19 protein-coding genes are annotated in these 21,888 nt (G+C 72.4%); 8 read left to right on the top strand and 11 right to left on the bottom strand.

Annotated elements, in window-relative coordinates; genetic code table 11:
- Positions 1-4: 4 nt before the first annotated feature.
- Positions 5-1,147, top strand: a complete 1,143-nt coding sequence (gene moaCB, locus GQR16_RS19185) for a bifunctional molybdenum cofactor biosynthesis protein MoaC/MoaB (protein WP_157416777.1) — start codon at positions 5-7, stop codon at positions 1,145-1,147.
- Entirely contained in the window at positions 1,140-1,574 is a 435-nt protein-coding gene (locus GQR16_RS19180; protein WP_157416776.1) for a molybdenum cofactor biosynthesis protein MoaE, read from the top strand. The genes moaCB and GQR16_RS19180 overlap by 8 nt, the downstream gene beginning before the upstream one ends.
- 90 nt (positions 1,575-1,664) lie before the next feature.
- Here the strand turns inward: GQR16_RS19180 and GQR16_RS19175 are convergent, their stop codons facing one another.
- From GQR16_RS19175 to GQR16_RS19155, 5 genes are all read right to left on the bottom strand, one after another.
- Positions 1,665-2,120, bottom strand: coding sequence for a hypothetical protein (locus GQR16_RS19175; RefSeq protein ID WP_157416775.1), 456 nt, complete (start codon positions 2,118-2,120; stop codon positions 1,665-1,667).
- Between the two features lie 243 nt (positions 2,121-2,363).
- On the bottom strand, positions 2,364-3,131 hold the full coding sequence (gene narI / locus GQR16_RS19170) for a respiratory nitrate reductase subunit gamma (RefSeq protein ID WP_157416774.1): 768 nt from the start codon (positions 3,129-3,131) through the stop codon (positions 2,364-2,366).
- The gene (narJ, locus tag GQR16_RS19165) at positions 3,131-3,841 is read right to left on the bottom strand and encodes a nitrate reductase molybdenum cofactor assembly chaperone (protein ID WP_157416773.1); all 711 of its coding nucleotides are present in this window, start codon (positions 3,839-3,841) and stop codon (positions 3,131-3,133) included. The genes narI and narJ overlap by 1 nt, the downstream gene beginning before the upstream one ends.
- A complete protein-coding gene (gene narH / locus GQR16_RS19160) occupies positions 3,838-5,478 on the bottom strand; it encodes a nitrate reductase subunit beta (RefSeq protein ID WP_157416772.1) in 1,641 nt (546 codons plus the stop codon). The genes narJ and narH overlap by 4 nt, the downstream gene beginning before the upstream one ends.
- Positions 5,478-9,224 (bottom strand): nitrate reductase subunit alpha, encoded by a 3,747-nt coding sequence (locus GQR16_RS19155; RefSeq protein ID WP_157416771.1) that lies wholly within the window; start codon positions 9,222-9,224, stop codon positions 5,478-5,480. Before GQR16_RS19155 ends, narH begins: the two co-directional genes overlap by 1 nt.
- A gap of 240 nt (positions 9,225-9,464) precedes the next feature.
- On the opposite strand from GQR16_RS19155, the gene GQR16_RS19150 reads away from it, so the two are divergent.
- Positions 9,465-10,706, top strand: coding sequence for a nitrate/nitrite transporter (locus GQR16_RS19150; RefSeq protein ID WP_157416770.1), 1,242 nt, complete (start codon positions 9,465-9,467; stop codon positions 10,704-10,706).
- A gap of 19 nt (positions 10,707-10,725) precedes the next feature.
- Here the strand turns inward: GQR16_RS19150 and GQR16_RS19145 are convergent, their stop codons facing one another.
- From GQR16_RS19145 to GQR16_RS19135, 3 genes are read right to left on the bottom strand one after another with little or no spacing between them, the layout of a single operon-like run.
- Positions 10,726-10,995 (bottom strand): DUF6457 domain-containing protein, encoded by a 270-nt coding sequence (locus tag GQR16_RS19145; protein ID WP_157416769.1) that lies wholly within the window; start codon positions 10,993-10,995, stop codon positions 10,726-10,728.
- Positions 10,992-11,732, bottom strand: a complete 741-nt coding sequence (mobA, locus tag GQR16_RS19140) for a molybdenum cofactor guanylyltransferase (RefSeq protein WP_157416768.1) — start codon at positions 11,730-11,732, stop codon at positions 10,992-10,994. The genes GQR16_RS19145 and mobA overlap by 4 nt, the downstream gene beginning before the upstream one ends.
- Positions 11,729-13,042, bottom strand: a complete 1,314-nt coding sequence (locus GQR16_RS19135) for a molybdopterin molybdotransferase MoeA (protein ID WP_157416767.1) — start codon at positions 13,040-13,042, stop codon at positions 11,729-11,731. The genes mobA and GQR16_RS19135 overlap by 4 nt, the downstream gene beginning before the upstream one ends.
- Positions 13,043-13,163: 121 nt before the next feature.
- On the opposite strand from GQR16_RS19135, the gene GQR16_RS19130 reads away from it, so the two are divergent.
- The 3 genes from GQR16_RS19130 to GQR16_RS19120 are packed head-to-tail and all read left to right on the top strand — an operon-like array spanning position 13,164 to position 14,868.
- Positions 13,164-13,754, top strand: a complete 591-nt coding sequence (locus GQR16_RS19130; protein ID WP_157416766.1) for a molybdopterin-dependent oxidoreductase — start codon at positions 13,164-13,166, stop codon at positions 13,752-13,754.
- Entirely contained in the window at positions 13,751-14,611 is an 861-nt protein-coding gene (locus GQR16_RS19125) for an FAD-binding oxidoreductase (protein WP_246200944.1), read from the top strand. Before GQR16_RS19130 ends, GQR16_RS19125 begins: the two co-directional genes overlap by 4 nt.
- Positions 14,611-14,868 carry a DUF6510 family protein gene (locus tag GQR16_RS19120; protein WP_067879910.1) on the top strand — a complete coding sequence of 86 codons (258 nt, stop codon included), beginning with the start codon at positions 14,611-14,613 and terminating at the stop codon, positions 14,866-14,868. Before GQR16_RS19125 ends, GQR16_RS19120 begins: the two co-directional genes overlap by 1 nt.
- Positions 14,869-14,918: 50 nt before the next feature.
- On the opposite strand, the gene hutI is transcribed toward GQR16_RS19120, so the two are convergent.
- The 3 genes from hutI to GQR16_RS19105 all read right to left on the bottom strand — a co-directional run bounded on the left by hutI (position 14,919) and on the right by GQR16_RS19105 (position 19,775).
- Positions 14,919-16,343, bottom strand: a complete 1,425-nt coding sequence (gene hutI, locus GQR16_RS19115; protein WP_246200943.1) for an imidazolonepropionase — start codon at positions 16,341-16,343, stop codon at positions 14,919-14,921.
- A 112-nt stretch (positions 16,344-16,455) separates the two neighbouring features.
- Positions 16,456-18,180: a urocanate hydratase gene (gene hutU / locus GQR16_RS19110; RefSeq protein WP_157416765.1), complete on the bottom strand. Its 1,725-nt coding sequence runs from the start codon at positions 18,178-18,180 to the stop codon at positions 16,456-16,458.
- Positions 18,181-18,341: 161 nt separating this feature from the next.
- A complete protein-coding gene (locus tag GQR16_RS19105) occupies positions 18,342-19,775 on the bottom strand; it encodes a M23 family metallopeptidase (protein ID WP_157416764.1) in 1,434 nt (477 codons plus the stop codon).
- 341 nt (positions 19,776-20,116) lie between these two features.
- Between GQR16_RS19105 and GQR16_RS19100 the strand changes: the two genes are divergently transcribed.
- Positions 20,117-20,731: a hypothetical protein gene (locus GQR16_RS19100; protein WP_157416763.1), complete on the top strand. Its 615-nt coding sequence runs from the start codon at positions 20,117-20,119 to the stop codon at positions 20,729-20,731.
- A gap of 31 nt (positions 20,732-20,762) precedes the next feature.
- Positions 20,763-21,888, top strand: a 1,126-nt coding sequence (locus GQR16_RS19095; protein WP_157416762.1) for a serine/threonine-protein kinase, incomplete at its 3' end; no start/stop codon positions are given.

Here is a 21,888-nt window from a genome sequence, read left to right as displayed (position 1 = left end):
GGGTATGAACCCGCTCACGCATCTCGACGACGACGGCCGGGCCCGCATGGTCGACGTCGGCGGCAAGCCCGTCACGCGGCGGGTCGCGATCGCAGAGGGGCGGCTCGACACGACCGCCGAGGTGGTCGCGCTCGTGCAGGGCGACGCGCTGAAGAAGGCCGACGTGCTGCCCACGGCGCGCATCGCCGGCATCCAGGCCGCGAAGCGCACGAGCGAGCTGATTCCGCTCGCCCACATCGTGCCGCTCGACGCGGTGTCGATCGACTTCGGGTTCGAGGCGTCCGCGGTCACGATCCGCGCGACCGTTTCGACGACCGCGCGCACGGGCATCGAGATGGAGGCCCTCACGGCGGTCGCGGTCGCGGCGCTCACCCTGCACGACATGGTCAAGGCCGTCGATCCGGCCGCGCAGACCGGCGGCATCCGGCTGGTCGAGAAGCGCGGCGGCAAGCGCGGCGTCTGGCGAGCGGATGCCGCGGGCGAGCCGACCGTCGGCGATGCACCCTCCGACGGTTCGGCCGTGTCGCAGGGCGACGAGGCGGATGCCGCGGGCGGCCGTCGGGCGATCGTGCTCGTGGCGTCGACCAGGGCCGCTGCCGGGGAGGCGCCCGATACGACGGGCCCCGCGATCGTCGAGTGGCTGCGTGCGCGCGGATACGGCGTTCCGGCGCCCGTCGTGGTGGCCGACGCCGACATCGCCGACGCCGTGCGCGGCGCGGTCGCGGGTTCGCCCACCGTGCTCATCACCACGGGAGGCACCGGGGTGAACCCCGGCGACCGCACGCCCGAGGCCACGCTGGCCGTGCTCGACCAGGAGCTGCCCGGGGTCGCCGAGGCGATCCGTGCAGCGGGTCGCGCGGCGACTCCGATGGCCGCGCTCAGCCGGGCGCGCGCAGGCATCGCCGGGCGCACGATCGTGGTGAACCTGCCCGGATCGCGCGGCGGCGTCGCCGACGGGCTCGCGGTGCTCGCCGATCTGCTGCCGCACCTCGTCGACCAGATCGCGGGCGGCGACCACGCGCCGCGTGCCGACGCCGCACCTCGGCCGGTCCCGCACCCCGCACCCCATCCCACGCCGCACCCGGCCCCGCACTCGATCGTGCCGCCCACGGCCACCGTGCATGCCGAAGGAGCCCGCGATGCCTGAGACCGATTCGACCGCGCCCGAGGTCTTCGCCCGCATCGGCACCGATCCGCTCGACCGGGCCGAGATCGAGGCCTTCGTGCGTTCGGCCGAGAACGGCGCGCTCGTCACCTTCGAGGGCGTGATCCGAGACCACGACCACGGTGAATCGGTCACCGCGCTCGACTACGAGGCGCACCCGGCGGCGGAGGAGTTCCTGCGCGAGACGCTCGCGCAGGTCGCGGTCGAGACCGGCCTGCGGGTCGCCGCCGCCCACCGCATCGGTGCGCTCACGGTCGGAGACGTCGCGCTCGTGGCCTCCGTCGCCGCACCGCATCGGGCCGAGGCGTTCGCCGCGTGCGCGCTGCTCGTCGACCGCATCAAGGAGCACACGCCCATCTGGAAGCGGCAGCACCTCGACGGCGGCACGACCGAGTGGGTCAACCTCTGAGCCGAGGCTCGAGGGCGGTGTGGCGTGCGGGCGCCGGCCTCGAGACGCTTCGCTCCTCGACCGGCGGGTTCGGTGTGCGGCGGACGCTGCTCAGAGCGGGGTCGACTCGGCGCGGAGCCGCTTCAGGAACTCGGGGTCGGAGAACGCGGCTGCGGTCGCCGAGGTGACCTCGACGCGTGTCGCCAGGATCTCGCGCGCCACACCGGCGAGCACGTCCACTGCGTCGCCGCCCATCATGATGTCTGTCTCTGCGAGGATCTCGACGAGGTCGACGTCCTCTCCTGCTGCGAACGGCCCGATGAGCCGAACATCGGATGCCCCGTGGGCTTCGAACGCCCGGAGCAGCTCGTCGCGCCGCAGAATGAGACGCTGACGGACGGGCAGATCCAGAAAGGGTCGTCGTTCGCGAGAGGCGGGCAATCGAGGTGCCGCGTACGCTGCCACCGCCTCGGCGAGAATCCGCTTCTTGGTCGTGCCCAGCAGGTAAGCGAGGTCGCTCACCAATCGGCCGGTCTCCGCATCGGCTTTCAGGGAGTGGTCGGTCATCTCCGGGTCGGCTCCTCGGGTAGGCGGGGGTTCGTTCGAGAACACGGTGCCGGAGTGCCGGAGTGCCGGAGTGCCGGGTGTTCTGAAGGGGATGCTGCCGCGCGGGGCCGAGCGCGATGAACGGTGCGAGACGGTGGTGCGGCCGGCGAGCGAAGGTTCGTCCTGTGGAGGAGGCGACGGGCGCCGGCCTCGAGATGCTTCGCTCCTCGACCGGTGGGTGGCGACCGCGGGGGTGGCGACGGGTCAGCGCCGGGCCTTGGCGGCCTTCTTCGCGTCCTGAGGGGTGGCGACGGGCTCCCAGCCGCGGCGGGTGGGGCGGTTCGAGCGGCCGGCGTCGCGCGAGCGGTAGACGATGTACGGGCGGAAGAAGTATCCGACCGGTGCCGAGAACACGTGCACGAGGCGCGTGAACGGCCAGAGTGCGAACAGGGCCGTTGCGCAGAGCACGTGCAGTTGGAATGCGAGCGGCACGCCCGCCATGAGCTCGGGCTCCGGCTGGAGGAAGATGAGGCTCCGCAGCCACGGCGAGACCGTGCCCCGGTACTCGTAGCCCGGGCCGAGCACCTGGTACATGACGGTCGCGACCGTGCCGAAGAGGATCGTCGCGCCGAGGAAGACGTACATCGTCTTGTCCATGCGCGTCGTCGCGAGGAACACCGGGCCGATGCTGCGACGCCGGTAGATCAGGATGATGAGCCCGGCGATCGTGAGCAGCGCGGCCGCCGACCCGAGCACGGTCGCACCGATGTGGTAGATGTGCTCGTCGACGCCGATCGCCTCCAGCCACTCGGCCGGGATGAGGAGCCCGACGACGTGGCCGGCGAGCACGAACAGGATGCCGAGGTGGAACATCGGTGAGCCCCAGCGCAGCAGGCGGTTCTCGTAGGTCTGGCTCGACCGCGTCGTCCAGCCGAACTTGTCGTAGCGATAGCGCCAGATGTGGCCGAGCACGAACACCGCGAATGCGGCGTACGGGAACGCGACCCACAGCAGCACGTCGAGCGGACTCATCAGCGCATCTCCTCGCTCGGGCGGCCGACCGGGATGAACGGCGGCAGCTCCACCGGTCCGCCGATGCCGACGGTCTCGGCGGGCGGCCCCTCGTTGATGAGGCGCAGCACGCGCTCGCGCGTGGCCTCGTCGATCTCGGCGAGCGACATGCCCACCACTTCCATGAGCCGTGCGTACGGGCTGCCGACCGACAGCAGGGCAGCCCGCAGCACCTCGATGCCCTCGCGGTGCGCCGACAGCAGCCGGTCGGCGATCGGCGAATCGCTGCGCGCCGCGAACTCGAGCACCGCGGGCAGGTAGTCGGGGAGCTCGTCGGAGGCGAGCTCCCACCCGGCCTCCCGGTACGCCTCGATGAACGCCACGAGCGCCCCTCCGCGCTTGCGGGTGTCGCCGGCCTGGTAGTACGTCAGGTACATGCAGCACTTGCGCTTGAGGTCGAACGTCGCCACGTAGCGGCGTTCGCGCTCGGCGGGCTCGGTGAGCGCCGTCACGTCGATGTAGGTCACGAGGGCGTCGCGCACGGGCGCGGGCAGGGTGAGCGCCTCGGCCCGCAGCACCGGCAGCTTCTCGTCGAGACCCGCATCGGGGTAGTCGAGCAGCAGCGACACGATCATCTGCGTGCGTGCGCGGTCGGCGCGCGACATCCGCACCGCCTTGGCGGGTTCCGGAGCGTTGCGCACCCGGATCTGCGGGGCGAGGATGCTGCTCATTCGGAGCTCTTCGGCGGGAACATGCCGGTGGGCGGGGTGCCGTTGCCGTCCCAGTTGAGCAGGTTGACCCTGCCGGGGGTCGACGGCCTGTCGGCCGTCTGGCGGTTCTTCAGCACGTGGAAGTTCTCGACCGCGACCGGCACCGGCTGGCCGCTCGACGAACCGAACGGACCAGCGCCGCCCATGCCCGGGCCGCCCTCGTAGTCGAGCGAGCACGCGATCTCCTCGAGTTCGCGCGCCTGCTCGACGTGCGCCGTCGGGATCACGTACCGGTCGTCGTACTTCGCGATCGCGAGGAGGCGGTACATCTCCTCGATCTTCGCGCCGGTCATGTCGACGGCTTCGGCGATGTGCTCGTTGCGCGTCTCGGAGAGGTTCACGTCGCGCATGTACGAGCGCATGGCCGCGAGCCGCTTGAGCGACCGCGCGACCGGGTCGACGTCGCCCGCCGTGAACAGCCCGGCGAGGTACTCCATGGGGATGCGGAGCTTGTCGATCGCGGCGAAGAGGTTGCGCACGTCCTCGCCGTCGGCGCCCGAGTCGGCGACCACGTCGACGACCGGCGAGAGCGGCGGGATGTACCAGACCATGGGCATCGTGCGGTACTCGGGGTGCAGCGGCAGCGCGACCCGGTACTCCTGGATGAGCTTGTGGATCGGGCTGCGCTGGGCTGCGTCGATCCAGTCCTCTGGGATGCCCTCGGCGCGCGCCGCGGCGATGACCGCCGGGTCGTGCGGGTCGAGGAAGACGTCGCGCTGCGCCTCGAGCAGGTCGTGCTCGTTCTCGACCGAGGCGGCCGCGGCCACCCGGTCGGCGTCGTAGAGGACGAGTCCGAGGTAGCGCAGGCGCCCGACGCAGGTCTCGGAGCAGACGGTCGGCAGGCCGACCTCGAGGCGCGGGTAGCAGAGCGTGCACTTCTCGGCCTTGCCGGTCTTGTGGTTGAAGTAGACCTTCTTGTACGGGCAGCCCGAGACGCACATGCGCCAGCCGCGGCACGCGTCCTGATCGACGAGCACGATGCCGTCCTCGACGCGCTTGTACATCGCGCCCGACGGGCAGGACGCCACGCACGACGGGTTCAGGCAGTGCTCGCAGATGCGCGGCAGGTAGAACATGAAGGTCTGCTCGAACTCCATGGCCACGTGCTCGCTCATGTGCTGCAGGATCGGGTCGGCCGACGCCGTCTCCTGCGAGCCGCCGAGGTTGTCGTCCCAGTTCGCCGACCACTTGATCGCCATGTCGTCGCCCGTGAGCAGGCTCTTGGGCTTGGCCACCGGGATGTTCGCGCTCGCCGGGGAGTTCAGCAGCATGTCGTACTCGTACGTCCACGGCTCGTAGTAGTCCTGGATCTCGGGCAGCTTCGGGTTCGAGAAGATGTGCGCGATCTTCGAGAACCGCCCGCCCGCCTTGAGCTTCAGCCGGCCGCGCTTCGTGCGCTCCCAGCCGCCCTTCCACTTCTCCTGGTCCTCGTAGCCGCGCGGGTAGCCGATGCCGGGCCTGGTCTCGACGTTGTTGAACCACACGTACTCGACGCCGGTGCGGTTGGTCCACGCCTGCTTGCAGGTGACGCTGCAGGTGTGGCATCCGATGCACTTGTCGAGGTTCATGACCATCGACATCTGAGCCATGACCTTCATCAGTACTCGACCTCCTGGGCGCGTCGGCGGATGACCGTGACTTCGTCTCGCTGGTTGCCCGTCGGGCCGAGGTAGTTGAACGCGAACGCGAGCTGCGCGTAGCCGCCGATCAGGTGGCTCGGCTTCAGCAGGATGCGCGTCAGCGAGTTGTGGATGCCGCCGCGCTGGCCGCTCGTCTCGGTGCGCGGCACGTCGACCGTTCGATCCTTCGCGTGGTACATGTACACCGTGCCCTCCGGCATGCGGTGCGACACGATCGCCCGGGCGACCACGACGCCGTTGCGGTTGTACGACTCGATCCACTCGTTGTCGCGGACGCCGATCTTGTCGGCGTCCTGCGGGCTCATCCAGATCGTCGGCCCGCCCCGCGAGAGCGAGAGCATGAAGAGGTTGTCCTGGTACTCGGAGTGGATCGACCACTTCGAGTGCGGGGTCAGGTAGCGCACCGCGACCTCGGCATGACCGGATGCCGCGGGGTCGCCGGTCGGCGCCCTCGACCCGGGCACGGGGTCGGCGAAGAGTCGGTGCAGGTCGAGTGGCGGCCGGTAGACGGGCAGCTGCTCGCCGAGCTCGGTCATCCAGTCGTGGTCGAGGAAGAAGTGCATGCGCCCGGTGAGGGTGTGCCACGGCTTGAGATGCTCGACGTTGATCGAGAAGGCCGTGTAGCGGCGTCCGCCGTGCTCGGAGCCCGACCATTCGGGGCTCGTGATGACCGAGACGGGCCTGGCCTGCACGTCGGCGAACGAGATGTGCGAGCCCTCGTGGTCCTCGGCGAGCTGGGCGATGCGCTGGCCCGTGTGCTGCTCGAGCTTGCGGAAGCCCTGCACCGCGAGTCGGCCGTTCGTGGTGCCCGAGAGCGCGAGGATCATCTCGCAGACCTTCACGTCGGTGTCGAGGCGCGTCATGCCGGCGGTCGGCCCGTCGGCGACGGTGCCGTTGCGACGCGCGAGGTCGGCGAGCTCGGGCGTCGGGTCGTAGGTGATGCCCTTCGTCGTCATGCCGACCTTGGCCGTGAGCGGGCCGAGCGCTCCGAGGCGCGCGGCGATCGCGGGGTAGTCGCGCTCGACCACGATGAGCTTCGGCATCGTGACGCCCGGCACGAGCGGGGCCCCGTCGACGACCGTGCCGTGCGGCGTGGCCATCGCGTCGGGGGTGTCGTGCTGCAGCGGCGCCGCCACGAGGTCGCGGCGCACGCCGAGGTGCACGGCCGCGAGCTCGCTGAAGCGCTTGGCGATGGTGTGGAACAGGTCGAAGTCGGTGCGCGTCTGCCACGGCGGGTCGATCGCCGGGCTGAACGAGTGCACGAACGGGTGCATATCGGTCGACGAGAGGTCGTGCTTCTCGTACCAGGTCGCGGCCGGCAGCACGATGTCGGAGAACAGCGTCGTGCTCGTCATGCGGAAGTCGGCGGTCACGAGCAGGTCGAGCTTGCCGCGCGGGGCCTCGTCGCGCCAGGTCATCGACTCGGGACGCCGCCCGGGTTCTGACTCGCTCGCGCGCACGGCCGAGTCGGTGCCGAGCAGGTGCTTCAGGAAGTACTCGTTGCCCTTGCCGGAGGAGCCGAGGATGTTCGCACGCCAGACCGTGACGATCCGCGGGAAGTTCGCCGGGTCGTCGGGGTCCTCGCAGGCGAACTTCAGCGACCCGTCGTTCAGGGAGTCGATGACGTGCTGCGCGGGCTCCTTGCCCGCGGCATCCGCCTCGTCGACGAGGTCGAGCGGGTTGCGGTCGAACGTCGGGTAGCTCGGCATCCACCCGCGCTTGGCGGACTCGACGAGGCAGTCGGCCGTGGTGCGGCCCGCGAACAGCCCGGAGCCGAGCGGCGAGGCGAGCGCGTCGGCGGGCATGCCGTCGTAGCGCCACTGGTCGGTCGCGAGGTACCAGAACGCCGTGCCGATCATCGCACGCGGCGGGCGCACCCAGTCCGCGGCTCCGCCGTACTGGTTGTAGCCGGTGACCGGTCGCACCTTCTCCTGCCCGACGTAGTGCGCCCAGCCACCGCCGTTGACGCCCTGGCAGCCGGTCATCGTCGTCAGTGCGAGGAACGTGCGGTAGATCGTGTCGGAGTGGAACCAGTGGTTCGTGCCCGCGCCCATGAGGATCATCGAGCGGCCGCCGCTCTGCTCGGCGTTGTCGGCGAACTCGCGGCCGATGCGCGCGGCCTGCGCGGCGGGCACCGAGGTGATCTCCTCCTGCCATGCGGGGGTTCCGGGCGAGGACGCGTCGTCGTAGCCGGTCGGCCACTCGCCCGGCAGTCCGTCGCGGCCCACGCCGTACTGCGCGAGCAGCAGGTCGAACACGGTCGTGACCGTGCGGCCCGCGACGGTCGTCACCGGAACGCCGCGACGGATGCCGCCCGCCCCGCCCTGGTGCTCGGCGCCGGGTTCGGGCGCGAGGTCGAAGCGCGGCAGCGAGACCTCGGCCGCGGCGCCCGCCCAGGTCGGCAGGTCGGCGATCGAGAGGGCCGGGTCGACCTCTCCGAGGTCGAGGTTCCACGAGCCCATGTCGGATGCCGCGTATCGGTGCCCGATCGAGCCGTTCGGCACGACGGGGGTGCCGTCCGCGTCGAGCAGGACGGTCTTGAAGTTCGCGTGCTCGGCCGCGGCATCCGCCCCGCCGAGGTCGGAGGCGGTGAGGAACTTGCCCGGGACGAGCCCCGCCTCATGCGGCTCGAGCGTCACGAGGTACGGCGCGTCTGCGTAGCGCTTGAGGTAGTCGGCGAATCGCTCGGTGCGCCGGTCGACGAGGAACTCCTTGAGGATCACGTGCCCCATCGCCATCGCGAGGGCCGCGTCGGTGCCGGGGTGCGGTGCGAGCCACTCGTCGGCGAACTTCGTGTTGTCGGCGTAGTCGGGCGAGACCGTGATGACCTTCTGCCCGCGGTAGCGCGCCTCGGTCATGAAGTGCGCGTCGGGTGTGCGCGTGACCGGCACGTTCGAGCCCCACATCATGAGGTACGTCGAGTTCCACCAGTCGGCCGACTCGGGCACGTCGGTCTGGTCGCCGAAGACCTGCGGGCTCGCGACCGGCAGGTCGGCGTACCAGTCGTAGAACGAGAGCATCGTGCCGCCGATGAGGTTCATGAACCGCGCGCCCGCGCCGTGCGAGACCATCGACATGGCCGGGATCGGCGAGAACCCGGCGATGCGGTCGGGGCCGTACGTCTTGATCGTGTGCACGTGGGCGGCGGCGACGATCTCGGCGGCCTCGTCCCACGTGGTGCGCACGAGCCCGCCCTTGCCGCGTGCCCGCTTGTAGATCGCGGATGTCTCTGGGTCGCCCACGATCTCGGCCCACGCGAGCACCGGGTCGCCCGTGCGCGCCTTGGCCTGGCGGTACGCCGCGGCCAGCACGTCGCGGATGTACGGGTATCGGACCCGCGTCGGCGAGTACGTGTACCAGCTGAAGGCGGCGCCCCTGGGGCATCCGCGGGGCTCGTACTCGGGGGAGTCGGGGCCGACGCTCGGATAGTCGGTCTGCTGGGTCTCCCAGGTGATGATGCCGTCCTTGACGTAGACCTTCCACGAGCAGGAGCCCGTGCAGTTAACGCCGTGCGTCGAGCGCACCACCTTGTCGTGCGACCAGCGGTCGCGGTAGAAGACGTCGCCCTGGCGACCGCCCTCGAGGGTCACCGTGCGCTGGTCGGCCGAGAAGGTGCCGGGCCGCAGGAATCGCCCCATCGAGAGCAACGTGGACGCGAGAGGGCCGTCGGTCGCGGGCTCCGTGCGATTCGCGGTGTCGGTCATCTCTGCCTTCCCTCGAACAAGTTCGGGTGCAGTGGTGACGAGTTCGTCCGCGCCCCCACACGTCCTACGGCCATTGTGCTGAATCTCGGCCCGGATGGGAAGGAACATGCTCGCCCGCGCGCGTCGCGGCGGCCGGCGCATCGGCGGGAATCACGCGTCGAGATGCGTGCGCCGACGTCGGTCGGCCGGTACTGTCGGCCTGAGGAAGTGTCACGATTTCCGATCGGCTGGAGGGGCAGCATGAGCACATCGTCGACGCAGACGGAGGGCAGGGCGAGGGCCGACGGCACGAGCTTGCGGGGGCAGCTCGGGCAGGTGCTGCTCGCGACGATCGCCTCGACCGTCGGGTTCTGGGCGTGGATGCTCATCGCCCCGTTGCAGAAGACCTACGCCGACGAGATGGGCCTCGACGAGGGCCAGATCTCGTTGATGCTCGCGACCCCGGTGCTCGTCGGCGCGCTCGGCCGCATCGTCGTCGGCGCGCTCACCGACCGCTTCGGCGGTCGCAGGATGTTCGTCGCCGTGCTGCTGCTCTCAGCCCCGGCCGTGCTGCTCGTCGCGCTCGCCGGAGAGATCAAGAGCTTCCCGCTGCTGCTCGTCGCGGGCTTCTACCTCGGCGTCGCCGGCACGATCTTCGCGGTCGGCGTGCCGTTCGCGAGCGCCTGGTACGAGCCGAAGCGTCGCGGCTTCGCGAACGGCGTGTTCGGCATGGGCATGATCGGCACGGCGGTGTCGGCCTTCTTCACCCCGCGCCTCGCGGAGTCGATCGGCTACCTGCCCACGCACTTCCTGGTCGCCGGGATCATGGTCGCGATGGCCGTGATCGTGTGGTTCTTCCTGCGCGACTCGCCGGCGTGGGAGTCGAGCCGGCAGCCGCTCATCCCGAAGGTCAAGGGCGCCCTGAAGCTCCGCATCACGTGGGAGATGGCCTTCCTCTACGGCATCGTGTTCGGCGGCTTCGTCGCCTTCTCGACCTTCCTGCCGAAGTACCTCACGACGATCTACCCCGACGACGTCGACCCCGTGGGGGCCGGCAGCCGCACCGCGCTGTTCGCCGTCGCGGCGGTCGTCGCCCGCCCGCTCGGCGGCGCGCTGTCGGACCGCGTCGGGCCCAAGGTCATCTCGCTCATCTCGCTCGCGGGCATCGTGTCGCTCGCGTACATCGTGGGCCAGCAGCCGCCCGAGGGCATCCTCACGGGCATCACCTTCATCCTCATGGCCGCGGCGATGGGCCTCGGCATGGGCGCGGTGTTCGCCTGGATCGGGCCGTCGACCCCGAAGGACAAGGTCGGTGCGGTCACCGGCGTCGTGGCGGCCGCCGGCGGTCTCGGCGGCTACTTCCCGCCGCTCATCATGGGGGCGACGTACAACGCCGAGACGAACTCGTATGCGCTGGGCCTCTGGCTGCTCGTGATCGTCGGCGCGGTCGCACTCGTCGTCGCGGGCATGCTGAAGGATGCGAGGCCGGGCGCGAAGGTCTGAGCGTCGAGCCGGTCGGGCGTCAGCCGTCGGCGCGGGCGCCGATGCGCTCGGCGATCTCGCTCGCGGTGCTCGTCGACGTGCCGCGTCCGACCGCGAGGCCGATCATGAACGCGGTGACGGGCCCCGCCGGGCGGGCGACGCCGTGCGCCACGCGACGCGTGAGGTCGAGGATGTCGTTGACGGGCACGTCTGCGGGGTCGAGCCCGAGGTCGGCGGCGATCTCGGCGACCCACGCGTCGAGATCGGCGGGCGTCAGTCGGCTCGAGGTGTTCGGTTCGTCGGTGCTCATGTCGTGCTCCTCGCTTCGGGTGCCGGTGATTCGGATGTGCGGATGTCGGCGCGCTCGCGAGCGCGGTCGAGATCCGGCCAGGTGTCGACGTCTTCGGCGGTGCCGTCGTCGGCGATCTCGCCGAGCTCGAGCGAGGCGACGAGGTGGCGCATCGCGGCGCCGTCGGGCTCGCGGTCGAGCTCGGCGAAGGCGCGATCGAGCGCACGGCGGGCGTAGATCGCGGTGAGCCACTGCGTGCGGCCGTCGGCGTCGACGAGGCAGACGCCGTCGGGGGCGCCGGCGCGGTGCGCGAGCAGGCGCTCGGCCGCGGCCGGGGCCTGCGGAAGGTCGCAGGCGAGCACGAGCACGTCGGCGTCGGCGTCGGGATCGGGGTCAGGGTCGTGCGGGGTCCGCTGGTCTCGTGACGCTTCGCTCCTCGACCGGTTGAGCCCGTCGAGCGCCGCGAGAGCCCCGAGGGCTGCGGCGATCGCGGCGACCGGACCGCCGAACGGCGGGTCCTCCCGCACGACGAGGCACCCGGGTGCGGTCAGCGACGAGGGGCCGACCACGACGATGCTCCGAGCTCCGGCGCGGCGCGCGGCGTCGATCGCGAGGTCGAGCAGGGTGCGTCCGCCGACCGTCTGCTCGGGCTTGCTCGCGCCGCCCAGGCGTGTGGCCCGCCCCCCGGCGAGGAGCACGGCGTCGAGGGGGCGCCTCGCGGTATCCGTCGTCGCGTGATCGTCGGGCGCGGTCGTCACGGGGTCACCAGCACGTCGACGGGGTCGCCCGCCTCGACGCGCGAGACGTGCTCGGGCACGATCGCGAATCCGGATGCCGCGGCGAGGCCCCCCGAGAGGTGCGAGCCCGTGCCGCCGCGCGTCGCGGGCCGCACGGCGTCGCCCTCCGCGTCGCCGCCGTCGCCCTCGCCCGGCTCGACGAATGCGACGGGCATGAGCTGGAGGCGCCCTGCGGGCGAGTCCCAGCCGAGCGCCGCGGTCGCGCGCACCCTGCGTCGCTGCACGTCGCGGCGCCCCTGCAGCGCGAGCAGCGCGGGGCGCACGAACACCTCGAACGACACGGCGACGGCGACCGGGTTGCCGGGCAGGCCGAATACGGGCGTGCCGTCGGCGAGGCGTCCGAAGGCCTGCGGCGACCCGGGCTGCATGGCCACGCGCACGAAGTCGACCGTGCCGAGTCCGGCGAGCACGCGCCGCACGATGTCGTAGGCGCCGACGCTCACGCCGCCCGTGAACACGACGGCGTCGGCCGGTTCGCGCTCGGCGAGCCAGGCGAGCAGCCGCGCCTCGTCGTCGGGCATGCGCACGACCTCGACGACGTCGCAACCGGCCTCGCGCACGAGCGAGGCGAGCAGCAGCGAGTTCGAGTCGGGGATGCGACCCGGATGCAACGCCTCGCCGGGTTCGGTGAGCTCGCTGCCCGTCGCGACGACCGAGACGCGCGGCCGGCGAACGACCTCGAGGGTGCCGTGGCCGGCCGTGGCGGCGGCCGCGACCTGGCGCGGGCCGAGCAGGGTGCCGGCGTCGAGCAGGCGGTCGCCGATCTCGAGGTCTTCGCCGGCACGGCGGATGTGGCGGCCGAGGTCGGGTGCGTCGAAGACCTGCACGAGATGCTCGGGGCCCGTGGTGCCGCCGTCGGTGCGCTCCACGGGCACCACGGTGTCGGCGCCGGCGGGCACGGGCGCTCCGGTCATGATGCGGGCGGCCTCGCCCTGGCCGAGCGGCGGCGCATCGTGCGCGTCGGGCGAGCCGGCCGCGTGATCGGCGACCACGCGCAGCGCGACGGGAGCCTCGCGCGTCGCCGACGCGACATCCGCCCACCGCACGGCGAAGCCGTCCATGGCCGAGTTGTCGAAGGGCGGCGAGGCCACCACGGCGTCGACGGATGCCGCGAGCACGCGCCCCGCGGCATCCGCGAGTCGCACGGTCTCGATGCGGGCGGCGGGCTGCGCGCCGGCGTCGGCTCGAACCGCGGCGAGCACTCGCTCGAGGTGCTGCGCCACCGGGATCAGGGTGGCCGTCTCGTGGAACGCGGCCCGCGTGCTCGGCATGCGTCTACGCTATCGCCGACCTCGGGTCGCGCGACGACCGGTGACAGGCGGGCGCTGCGTCGGTATCGTCGGGCGGGGGAGCCGAGCAGCACCAGTCGCAGTCGAGCGGAAGGAAGTGCGGATGTCGTTCATCACACGAGGATTCGGCGGCAGGTCGCGTGAACGCGACGACCGGCTGCCGCCCGGGCAGACGCTCGTGCACGACTTCCCTGTGCTCTCGGCCGGGCCGACCCCCGAGGTCGACACGGCCGAGTGGGAGCTGCGCATCGTCACCGAAGGCGCCACGCACCGCTGGAACTGGGACGAGTTCAACGCCCTGCCGCACGAGGACGTGAACACCGACATCCACTGCGTGACGCACTGGTCGAAGCTCGGCACGAGCTGGCGCGGCGTCTCGCTCGACACGCTCTTCGAGAACGTCGAGTCGCAGTTCGACTTCGTCATGGCGCACAGCTACGGCGGCTACACGACCAATGTGCCGCTCGACGAGCTGCTCGACGGCCAGGCGTGGGTCGTCACCGAGTTCGACGGCGAGCCGCTCGACCCCGAGCACGGCGGCCCGGCGCGCCTCATCGTGCCGCACCTGTACTTCTGGAAGAGCGCGAAGTGGGTGCGCTCGCTCGTCATGATGCCGCGCGACGACCCCGGATTCTGGGAGCAGAACGGCTACCACATCCACGGGGACCCGTGGCAGGAGGAGCGGTACTGGTGATCGGCCGCCCCAGCGTTCCACGATCGGGCTGGCACCCGGCGACGGTCGTCGCGAACACGCCCGAGACCACGACGGCGGCGAGACTCGAGCTCGACGTCGACGGGTGGCCGGGCAACGCCGCCGGGCAGCACCTCGACGTGCGGCTGACCGCGCCCGACGGGTACACGGCGACCCGCTCGTACTCGATCGCCTCGGCCGGCCCGGCCACCGGCGACACCACACGGGTCGTGCTCGCGGTCGACCGCGTGCCCGACGGCGAGGTGTCCCCGTTCCTCGTCGACGTCGCGCGCGCGGGCGACCGGTTCGAGGTGCACGGGCCGCTCGGCGCGTTCTTCGTGTGGCAGCCGGCCGCGGCGGGGGTCGCGGCTTCCGCGGGCGATGGCGAGGCGGATGCCGCAGGCGGGCCGGATGCCGCTGGCGGTCCGGATGCCGCGGGCGGGCCGGTCGCCGCGGCGACCCGGCCCGTGCAGCTCATCGCCGGCGGCTCCGGCGTCGTGCCGTTCGTCGCCATGGCGCAGGCGCATGCCGATGCCGCTGATGCGACGCCGTTCCGCCTGCTGTACTCGGTGCGAACGCCCGCCGACGTGTTCTTCGCCCCGGAGTTCGAGCGACTGGCCGCGGCATCCGCCCCGTTCCGGCTCGACCTCGTCTACACGCGCGAGGCGCCGGCGGGCTGGCCGACACCGCCCGCCCGCATCACCAGGGAGGCGCTCGCCGAGGCGGTGCTCCCGACATCCGATGCCCCGCTCGTCTACGTGTGCGGCTCGACCGGATTCGTCGAACGCGTCGCCTCGTGGCTCATCGAACTCGGGCACGACGCCCGGGCCATTCGCACCGAACGCTTCGGAGGCACCTGATGCAGCATCTCGACGGAAACGCGCTCGCCGGAGCGCTCGCCGAATTCTTCTCGTTCGACGTGACCACGGCGATCGCCAGGTGCAACGGCTGCGGCGCGGTCGACGAGTTCGCTCGGGCCATCGTGTTCACGAGCCCGGCCGGCACGGTCGTGCGGTGCAACTCGTGCGACCACGTGCTCGCGACGCTCGTCGAGTCGGGGGATCGCGCCTGGCTCGGCTTCAGCGGCGTGAGCGCGATCGAGGTACGCCGGGGCTGACCGGCTGGGTCTGGCCGTCTGGCGGCTGGCTCGGGCGTCGGGCGCGTCGCTCAGGCGACGAGCTCTCCCGCAGCCCACACGCGACGCACGAGCGGCACGCCCGGCCGGTAGGCGAGGTGCACGTGGCTCGGGGCGTCGAGCTCGACGAGGTCGGCGCGGGCGCCCGGGCGGATCGCCCCGACATCCGTTCGCCGCAGGGCCAGCGCGCCGCCCGCGGTCGACGCCCAGAGCGCCTCGGCGGGCGTCAGGCCCATGTCGCGCACGGCGACGGCGATGCAGAACGGCAGCGAGCTCGTGAAGCTCGATCCGGGGTTGCAGTCGCTCGCGAGGGCGACCGTGACGCCGGCGTCGATGAGGCGCCGCGCATCGGGATACGGCTGCCGCGTCGAGAACTCGACGCCCGGCAGCAGGGTGGCGACGGTGTCGGATGCCGCGAGCGCCGCGACATCCGCATCGTCGAGGTAGGTGCAGTGGTCGACGGATGCCGCGCCGAGCTCGACCGCGAGACGGACCCCGCCGCCGGGGCCGAGCTGGTTGCCGTGCACGCGGATGCCGAGGCCGGCCGCCGCGCCCGCCTCCAACACGCGCCGCGACTGCTCGGGCGTGAAGGCGCCGCGCTCGCAGAAGGCGTCGACCCAGCGCGCGTGCGGCGCGCAGGCGTCGAGCATCTCCCCGACGACGAGGTCGACGTAGGCGTCGGCCGCACGGGCGGCGGCTTCGGGGGTGCCGGCGCCGTCGGCTGCGGCGAAGCGCGGGTCCTCGCGGAACTCGAACGGCACGACATGCGCCCCGAGGAACGTCACCTCGTCGGTGACCTCCCGCGCGAGGCGCACGAGCCGCTCCTCGTCGGCGACGCTCAGGCCGTAGCCCGACTTGATCTCGAACGTCGTCGTGCCCTGCACGTGCAGCTCAGTCACGAACACCGCGAGCCTGGCCCGCAGCTCGTCGTCGGTCGCGGCGCGCGTCGCCGCGACGGTCGAGCGGATGCCGCCGGCCTCGTAGGCGCGGCCCGCCATGCGCGCCGCGAACTCGTCGGCCCGGTCGCCGCCGAACACGAGATGCGTGTGGCTGTCCACGAAGCCCGGGATCACGGCGCGACCGCCCGCGTCGACGACCGCGTCGACGACGGCGTTCGGGAGGAGATCGGCGCGAGCGGAGGATCCCTCGGCGCGCTGCGTCCTCCCGAGCGGGCGTTCTCCTCCGCTCGGGCTCTCGGGACGCGTCGTGCCCGAGACATCCGCCCGCTCGGAGGCATCCCGCGACCCGTCGATCTTCGCTCCCTGGGCGAGGCCTGACGGGCGGAATTCGACGGATGGATGGGCGCTCGACGCGTCGGCCGCGCGGCCGACCCACGTCACGACCCCGTCCTCGACGAGCACCGCGGCGTCGCGCACGATGCCGAGCGGCCCGTCCTCGCGGCCGGGCGCGGGGTCGTTCGTGACGAGCTCGCCGATGTTCGTGATGAGCGTGCGCATGTGATCCCCGATCTCAGGATGGTCGAGACGTGGGGGGGGGGGGGGGGGGGGCCCCCCGCCCCCCCCCCCCCCCCCCCACGTCTCGGCGTGGGGCGGACGGCGGAGCTCGCGCCTACTCCTGCATGGGCACGCGCAGGCCGCGTTCGGCGGCGACCTCGCGTGCGCGCTCGTACCCCGCGTCGACGTGGCGCATGACGCCCGTGCCCGGGTCGTTCACGAGCACGCGGGCGATCTTCTCGGCCGCGAGGTCGGTGCCGTCGGCCACGATCACCTGGCCCGCGTGGATCGAGCGGCCGATGCCGACGCCGCCGCCGTGGTGCAGCGACACCCAGGTCGCGCCCGAGGCGGTGTTCAGCAGCGCGTTCAGCAGCGGCCAGTCGGCGATCGCGTCGGAGCCGTCGGCCATGGCCTCGGTCTCGCGGTAGGGGCTCGCGACCGAACCCGAGTCGAGGTGGTCGCGGCCGATCACGACGGGAGCGCTCAGCTCGCCCGACGCGACCATCTCGTTGAACTTCAGGCCCGCGAGGTGGCGCTCCTGGTAGCCGAGCCAGCAGATGCGCGCCGGCAGCCCCTCGAAGTGCACCTTCTCACCGGCCTGCGTGATCCAGCGGCGCAGGTGCTCGTCTTCGGGGAACAGCTCGAGGACGGCCTTGTCGGTCGCCGCGATGTCGGCCGGGTCGCCCGACAGTGCGGCCCAGCGGAACGGCCCCTTGCCCTCGGCGAAGAGCGGGCGGATGTAGGCCGGCACGAATCCCGGGAATGCGAACGCGCGGTCGTACCCGCCGAGCTCGGCCTCCCGGCGGATCGAGTTGCCGTAGTCGAAGACCTCGGCACCGGCATCCTGGAACTCGACCATCGCCTGCACCTGCTTCGCCATCGACGCGCGGGCGCGATCGGTGAACGCCTCGGGGTCGGATGCCGCGAGCTCGTGCCATTCGTCGACCCCGACGCCCTCGGGCAGGTAGCTCAGCGGGTCGTGGGCGCTCGTCTGGTCGGTGACGATGTCGATCGGCACGCCGCGGCGGAGCAGTTCGGGGAAGACGGATGCCGCGTTGCCGACGAGTCCGACGCTGAGGGGCGTGCGCGCGGCCTTCGCAGCGAGCACGCGCCCGATCGCGTCGTCGAGGTCGGCCGAGACCTCGTCGAGGTAGCCGTGCTCGACGCGGCGCGCGAGGCGGGTCTCGTCGACGTCGACGATCAGCACCGCGCCCTCGTTCATGGTCACGGCGAGCGGCTGCGCGCCGCCCATGCCGCCGCAGCCGCCGGTCAGGGTGAGCGTGCCCGCGAGGGTGCCGTCGAAGCGGGCCCGTGCGATCGCGCCGAACGTCTCGTAGGTGCCCTGCAGGATGCCCTGGGTGCCGATGTAGATCCACGAGCCGGCCGTCATCTGGCCGTACATCGTGAGGCCCTGCTGCTCGAGCCTGCGGAACTCGGGCCACGTCGCCCAGTCGCCCACGAGGTTCGAGTTGGCGATGAGCACCCGCGGCGCCCACTCGTGCGTGCGGAAGACGCCGACCGGCTTGCCGGACTGCACGAGCAGCGTCTCGTCGGCCTCGAGGCCCTCGAGCGTGCGCACGATCGCGTCGAACGCCTCCCAGTTGCGGGCGGCCTTGCCCGTGCCGCCGTAGACGACGAGATCGTCGGGTCGCTCGGCGACCTCGGGGTCGAGGTTGTTCATGAGCATGCGCAGCGGCGCCTCGGTCTGCCAGCTCTTCGCGGTGAGCGTGGTGCCTCGGGCGGCGCGGACGGGACGGGGGCCGTGGGCGGCGGCGGTGGTGGCGGATGCGGCGGCGGTGCCTGCGGGGCCGGGCTGCTCGATGGTCGGTGCGTCGGTCATGTCATCGATGCTCGCGCACGCGATCTGGAGCGACAACGGATGCCGCGTGGCGGGAGTCCGGGATCCCAGACGCGGTGGTCGAGTCGCTCCGCGGGTCTCGAGACGCTCGCTCCTTCGTCGCGTGCTCCTCGACCGGCGGATTTCTCGCGTGAAGCGGGGCGTCAGCCGACGACGATGCCGCGGGCCGCCATGAACGGACGGGCGTCGACGGCCACACCGTCGAGGCGCACCTCGAAGTGCAGGTGGCATCCGGTGGACGCACCAGTGCTGCCGACCATGCCGATCAACTGGCCGGCGGTCACCGACTCGCCGGCGCTCACGAGGATGCCGCCGTCGACGAGGTGCGCGTAGCCGGTGGAGACGCCGGATCCGTGGTCGAGCAGGATCCAGTTGCCGTAACTGCCGTTCGCCCTGGCTTCGACGACCACGCCGCTCGTCGCGGCGTAGACCGGGGAGTTGCAGGATGCCGCGACATCCGTGCCGCGGTGGAACTCGTTGACGCCGGCGACCGGCTTGTTCGGGCGCGGCCCGTACCCGTCGGTCATGCGCCCGGCGACCGGCTGCGACCAGCCCTGCGCGCTCAGCTGCCCGGAGTCGGCGGGAAGCGTGTTGATGAGGGCCACGCTCTCGGCCGCGGCCTTCGCGCGGAGCCCGTCGAGTGACGTGCGCGCGTCGGCGAGCACGATCTCCGCGTCGTGGACGTCGCCTTCGCGCTGTTCGACGTTCGTGCCGTCGGCCGCGGCCCACGCCTCTTCGGCCTTCAGCTCGGCGGCGTCGGCCTCTTCGTCGCGGGCGGCCGCGATGCGTTCGAGCTCGGCGGAGTCGCCGGCCAGCTTCGAGACGCGGTCCATGCCGGCGAGGCCGGCGAGCAGGTCTTTGCCGGAGCCGAACACGGCGTCGAGCGACGAGACCGTGCTGCCGTCGCCGTTCGCGGCGGCGAAGTACGCCCGGCCCGCGGCGTCGGCTTCGGCCCGGACGAGGGCGGCGTCGTCGTCGGCCTGACGAGCGAGCGACCGGGCGATCTCCCGCGTCGACTTCGCGTCGGCGAGAGACGACTCCGCCTTGCGGAGCGTGGTCATCGCGCGATCGATCGAGGTGCGTGCGGCGAGGAGCGAGGTGACGTCGCGGTTGGCCCCGGTCGACACCCGCACGAACGGCCCGTCGCCGCTGAAGACCATCGCCGCAGCGATCGCGGCAGGCGTCGGCGCCGCGGGAGCCGGGGCTGCCGGCGTCTTGCCGGGTGCGGGAGTCTCGGTCGGCTTGGGGGTCGCGGTCGGCGGTGTGGTCGGCGTCGGCTTCGGAGTGGGCGTGGGGGTCGGCGTCGGCGTGGGGGTCGGCGTCGGCGTCGGAGTCGGCGTGGGCTCGGGAGTCGGCTCGGGCGTGGGCTCCGGAGTCGGCTCGGGCGTGGGCTCCGGAGTCGGCTCAGGCGTCGGCTCGGGAGTGGGCGTGGGCGTGCTCTCGGGCTCGTCGGCGGTGTCGGTCGCCGCGATCGTGGGCGGCAGCTCTTCTGCGTACGACGGGCTGGCGCCGAACACGGCGAAGAGGCCCGTGAGTGCGATCGCCGAGACCGCGGTCGCTACGCGTCGACCTCGCACGGTCGGCGTGCGAGGCGAGTCCGGCTGAGAGCGATGCGGCGTCATTGGTTCCGTTCGGGTGGCCGGCGAGACGCCGACTCCGTTCAGTCTGGCACCGGGCTCGGGGTCGCACAACCGTTGAAACGCCGCCTGTGACCTGTTAAGGGGGTGGTTCGACGGGCTCTGCGCGACGGTGCCCCGGCCCCGCGCGAATCGCGCGAGGAAGCCCGGCTCGAGCGGTCATCCGTTGATCATCTGCCGGCCATCTCTTCGTTGTGCATCGGGGGCCGCGCGGTAACCCGTCGACCGGATCCTGCTCAGCGAGCGGCCACGACGGAGCCGCCGTTCGAGACGAGGGCAACGTGACCGAGGACCAGGTCGCGCACGGCGAAGGTGCGCGCGGCCGCGTGACGTTCACGGCGTTCAGCTCGGCCGACGACCCGATGCTCATCGCGTGGGGGCGGTTCCGTTCCCAGCTCGCGGGCGCCGGCGACCAGATCGGTCCGGGCATCAAGGCCAGCGCGGCGCGCACCGTCGCCACGGCGACTGCCCCGCATCGCCCCGCGGCCGCGGCGGCGGCCGAAGAGCGGCACGGGCGAGGCGACGCGCAGGCGTCCGGCCTCTGGCGGCTCCTCGCGAGCAACAACCGCGAGCTCGGCCGCAGCTACCTCCTGTACTCGAGCCACGCAGCCGCGCGCACCCACGTGCAGCGGCTGCAGGCGGCATCCGCCGGTCTCGAGGTCGTCATCATGGACGGGCCGGTGAACGCCTCGCACGGCTGGGTCGTGACCTGCGGCGGAACCCCCGTGATGACGTGCGGGCGGTGGTACAGCTCCACCTCGACGAGCATCGCGTCGGCCATGGGCGCCCTCGCCGCGCTGCACCGGGCCGTGCTGTCGGAGGACGTCGATCGCACCGCTCCGTCGAGGCGCTTCAGCCGCCGGGTGCCGATGAAGTCGCAGGTCGACGCCTGGTGACGGTGCGGGGCGCGGCGAGGCCGAGCGGCGGATGAACGCGCGGTCTGGACTCGTCTCGGGTCGGTACCGACTCGGCGAGCTGCTCGGGTCGGGGGGCTCGGCGTCGGCGTTCGCCGCCGTCGACGTGGAGACCGGCGAGCGGGTGGCCCTGAAGGTCCTGCACCCGCACCTGTCGGAGGCGCCGGCGGCGCGCGACGCGTTCCTGGCCGAGGCGCGGCGGATGCAGTCGCTGCGCCATCCGAACATCGCGGGCGTGCTCGACGTCGGCGTGCACGACGGCTCGGGCGATCCGATCGCCTGGATCGCCCTCGAGCTCGCCGGCGGCATGAGTCTCTCCGAGCACGTCGAGCGGCACGGACCCCTTCCGGTGGCCGAGGCGCTCAGCGTGGCCGACGGCGTGCTGCGCGCGCTCGAGGCCGCGCACGCCGACGGGCTCATCCACCGCGACGTCTCGCCCGCGAACGTCATGGTCGCCGTCGACGCCCACGGACGGCTCGGCGCCGACGGGGTCCGGCTGCTCGACTTCGGACTCGCGGATGCCGCGGGGCGCGCCGCCGTCGGCGACGACATCCTGCGCAGCGAGACCGCGCACGACGATGCGCGCGAGCCTGGCCCTGCCGACGGCGGCCCGGCCGGCGTGATCGGCAACGTCGCGTACATGTCCCCCGAGCAGCTGCGCGGCGAACCCGTCGACGAGCGCGGCGACCTCTACCAGGTCGGCGGCCTGCTGCACTTCGCGCTCACGGGGCGTGCGCCGTTCCCGAGAACGACGCCGGGCGCGACCATGCGTGCGCATCTCGGCTCGCCGCCGCCGGTGCCCTCGGTGCTCGACTCGAGGATTCCGCGCGACGTGGACCGCATCGTCGTGCGCGCCATGCTCAAGGACCCGGCCGATCGGTTCGCGGATGCCGCGGCGATGCGTTCGGCGGTCGAGGCGGCGATCCCGGGGGCGGTGGGGGCCGCGGGGGCGGCGGGGGCCGCGGGGCTCGGGACGATGCCGGACGCTCCACCTTTCACGGCAGCGTCGCCCGACGCCGTGCGCACCCGGATGCTCGGATCCACGAGGCTGCCGACCTCGGCGTCGGCCTCGGGGTCGGCCGACACGACGGCCGTGATCGCACGAGCCGGGCGCCCGGCCGGGGCCGCCGCCGGGCGCT

This window comes from Agromyces allii (genome assembly GCF_009749385.1).
Taxonomy (GTDB): domain Bacteria; phylum Actinomycetota; class Actinomycetes; order Actinomycetales; family Microbacteriaceae; genus Agromyces; species Agromyces allii.
The sequence above is the reverse complement of the archived record's forward strand: the minus strand, read 5'-3'. Positions and strand labels throughout refer to the sequence as shown.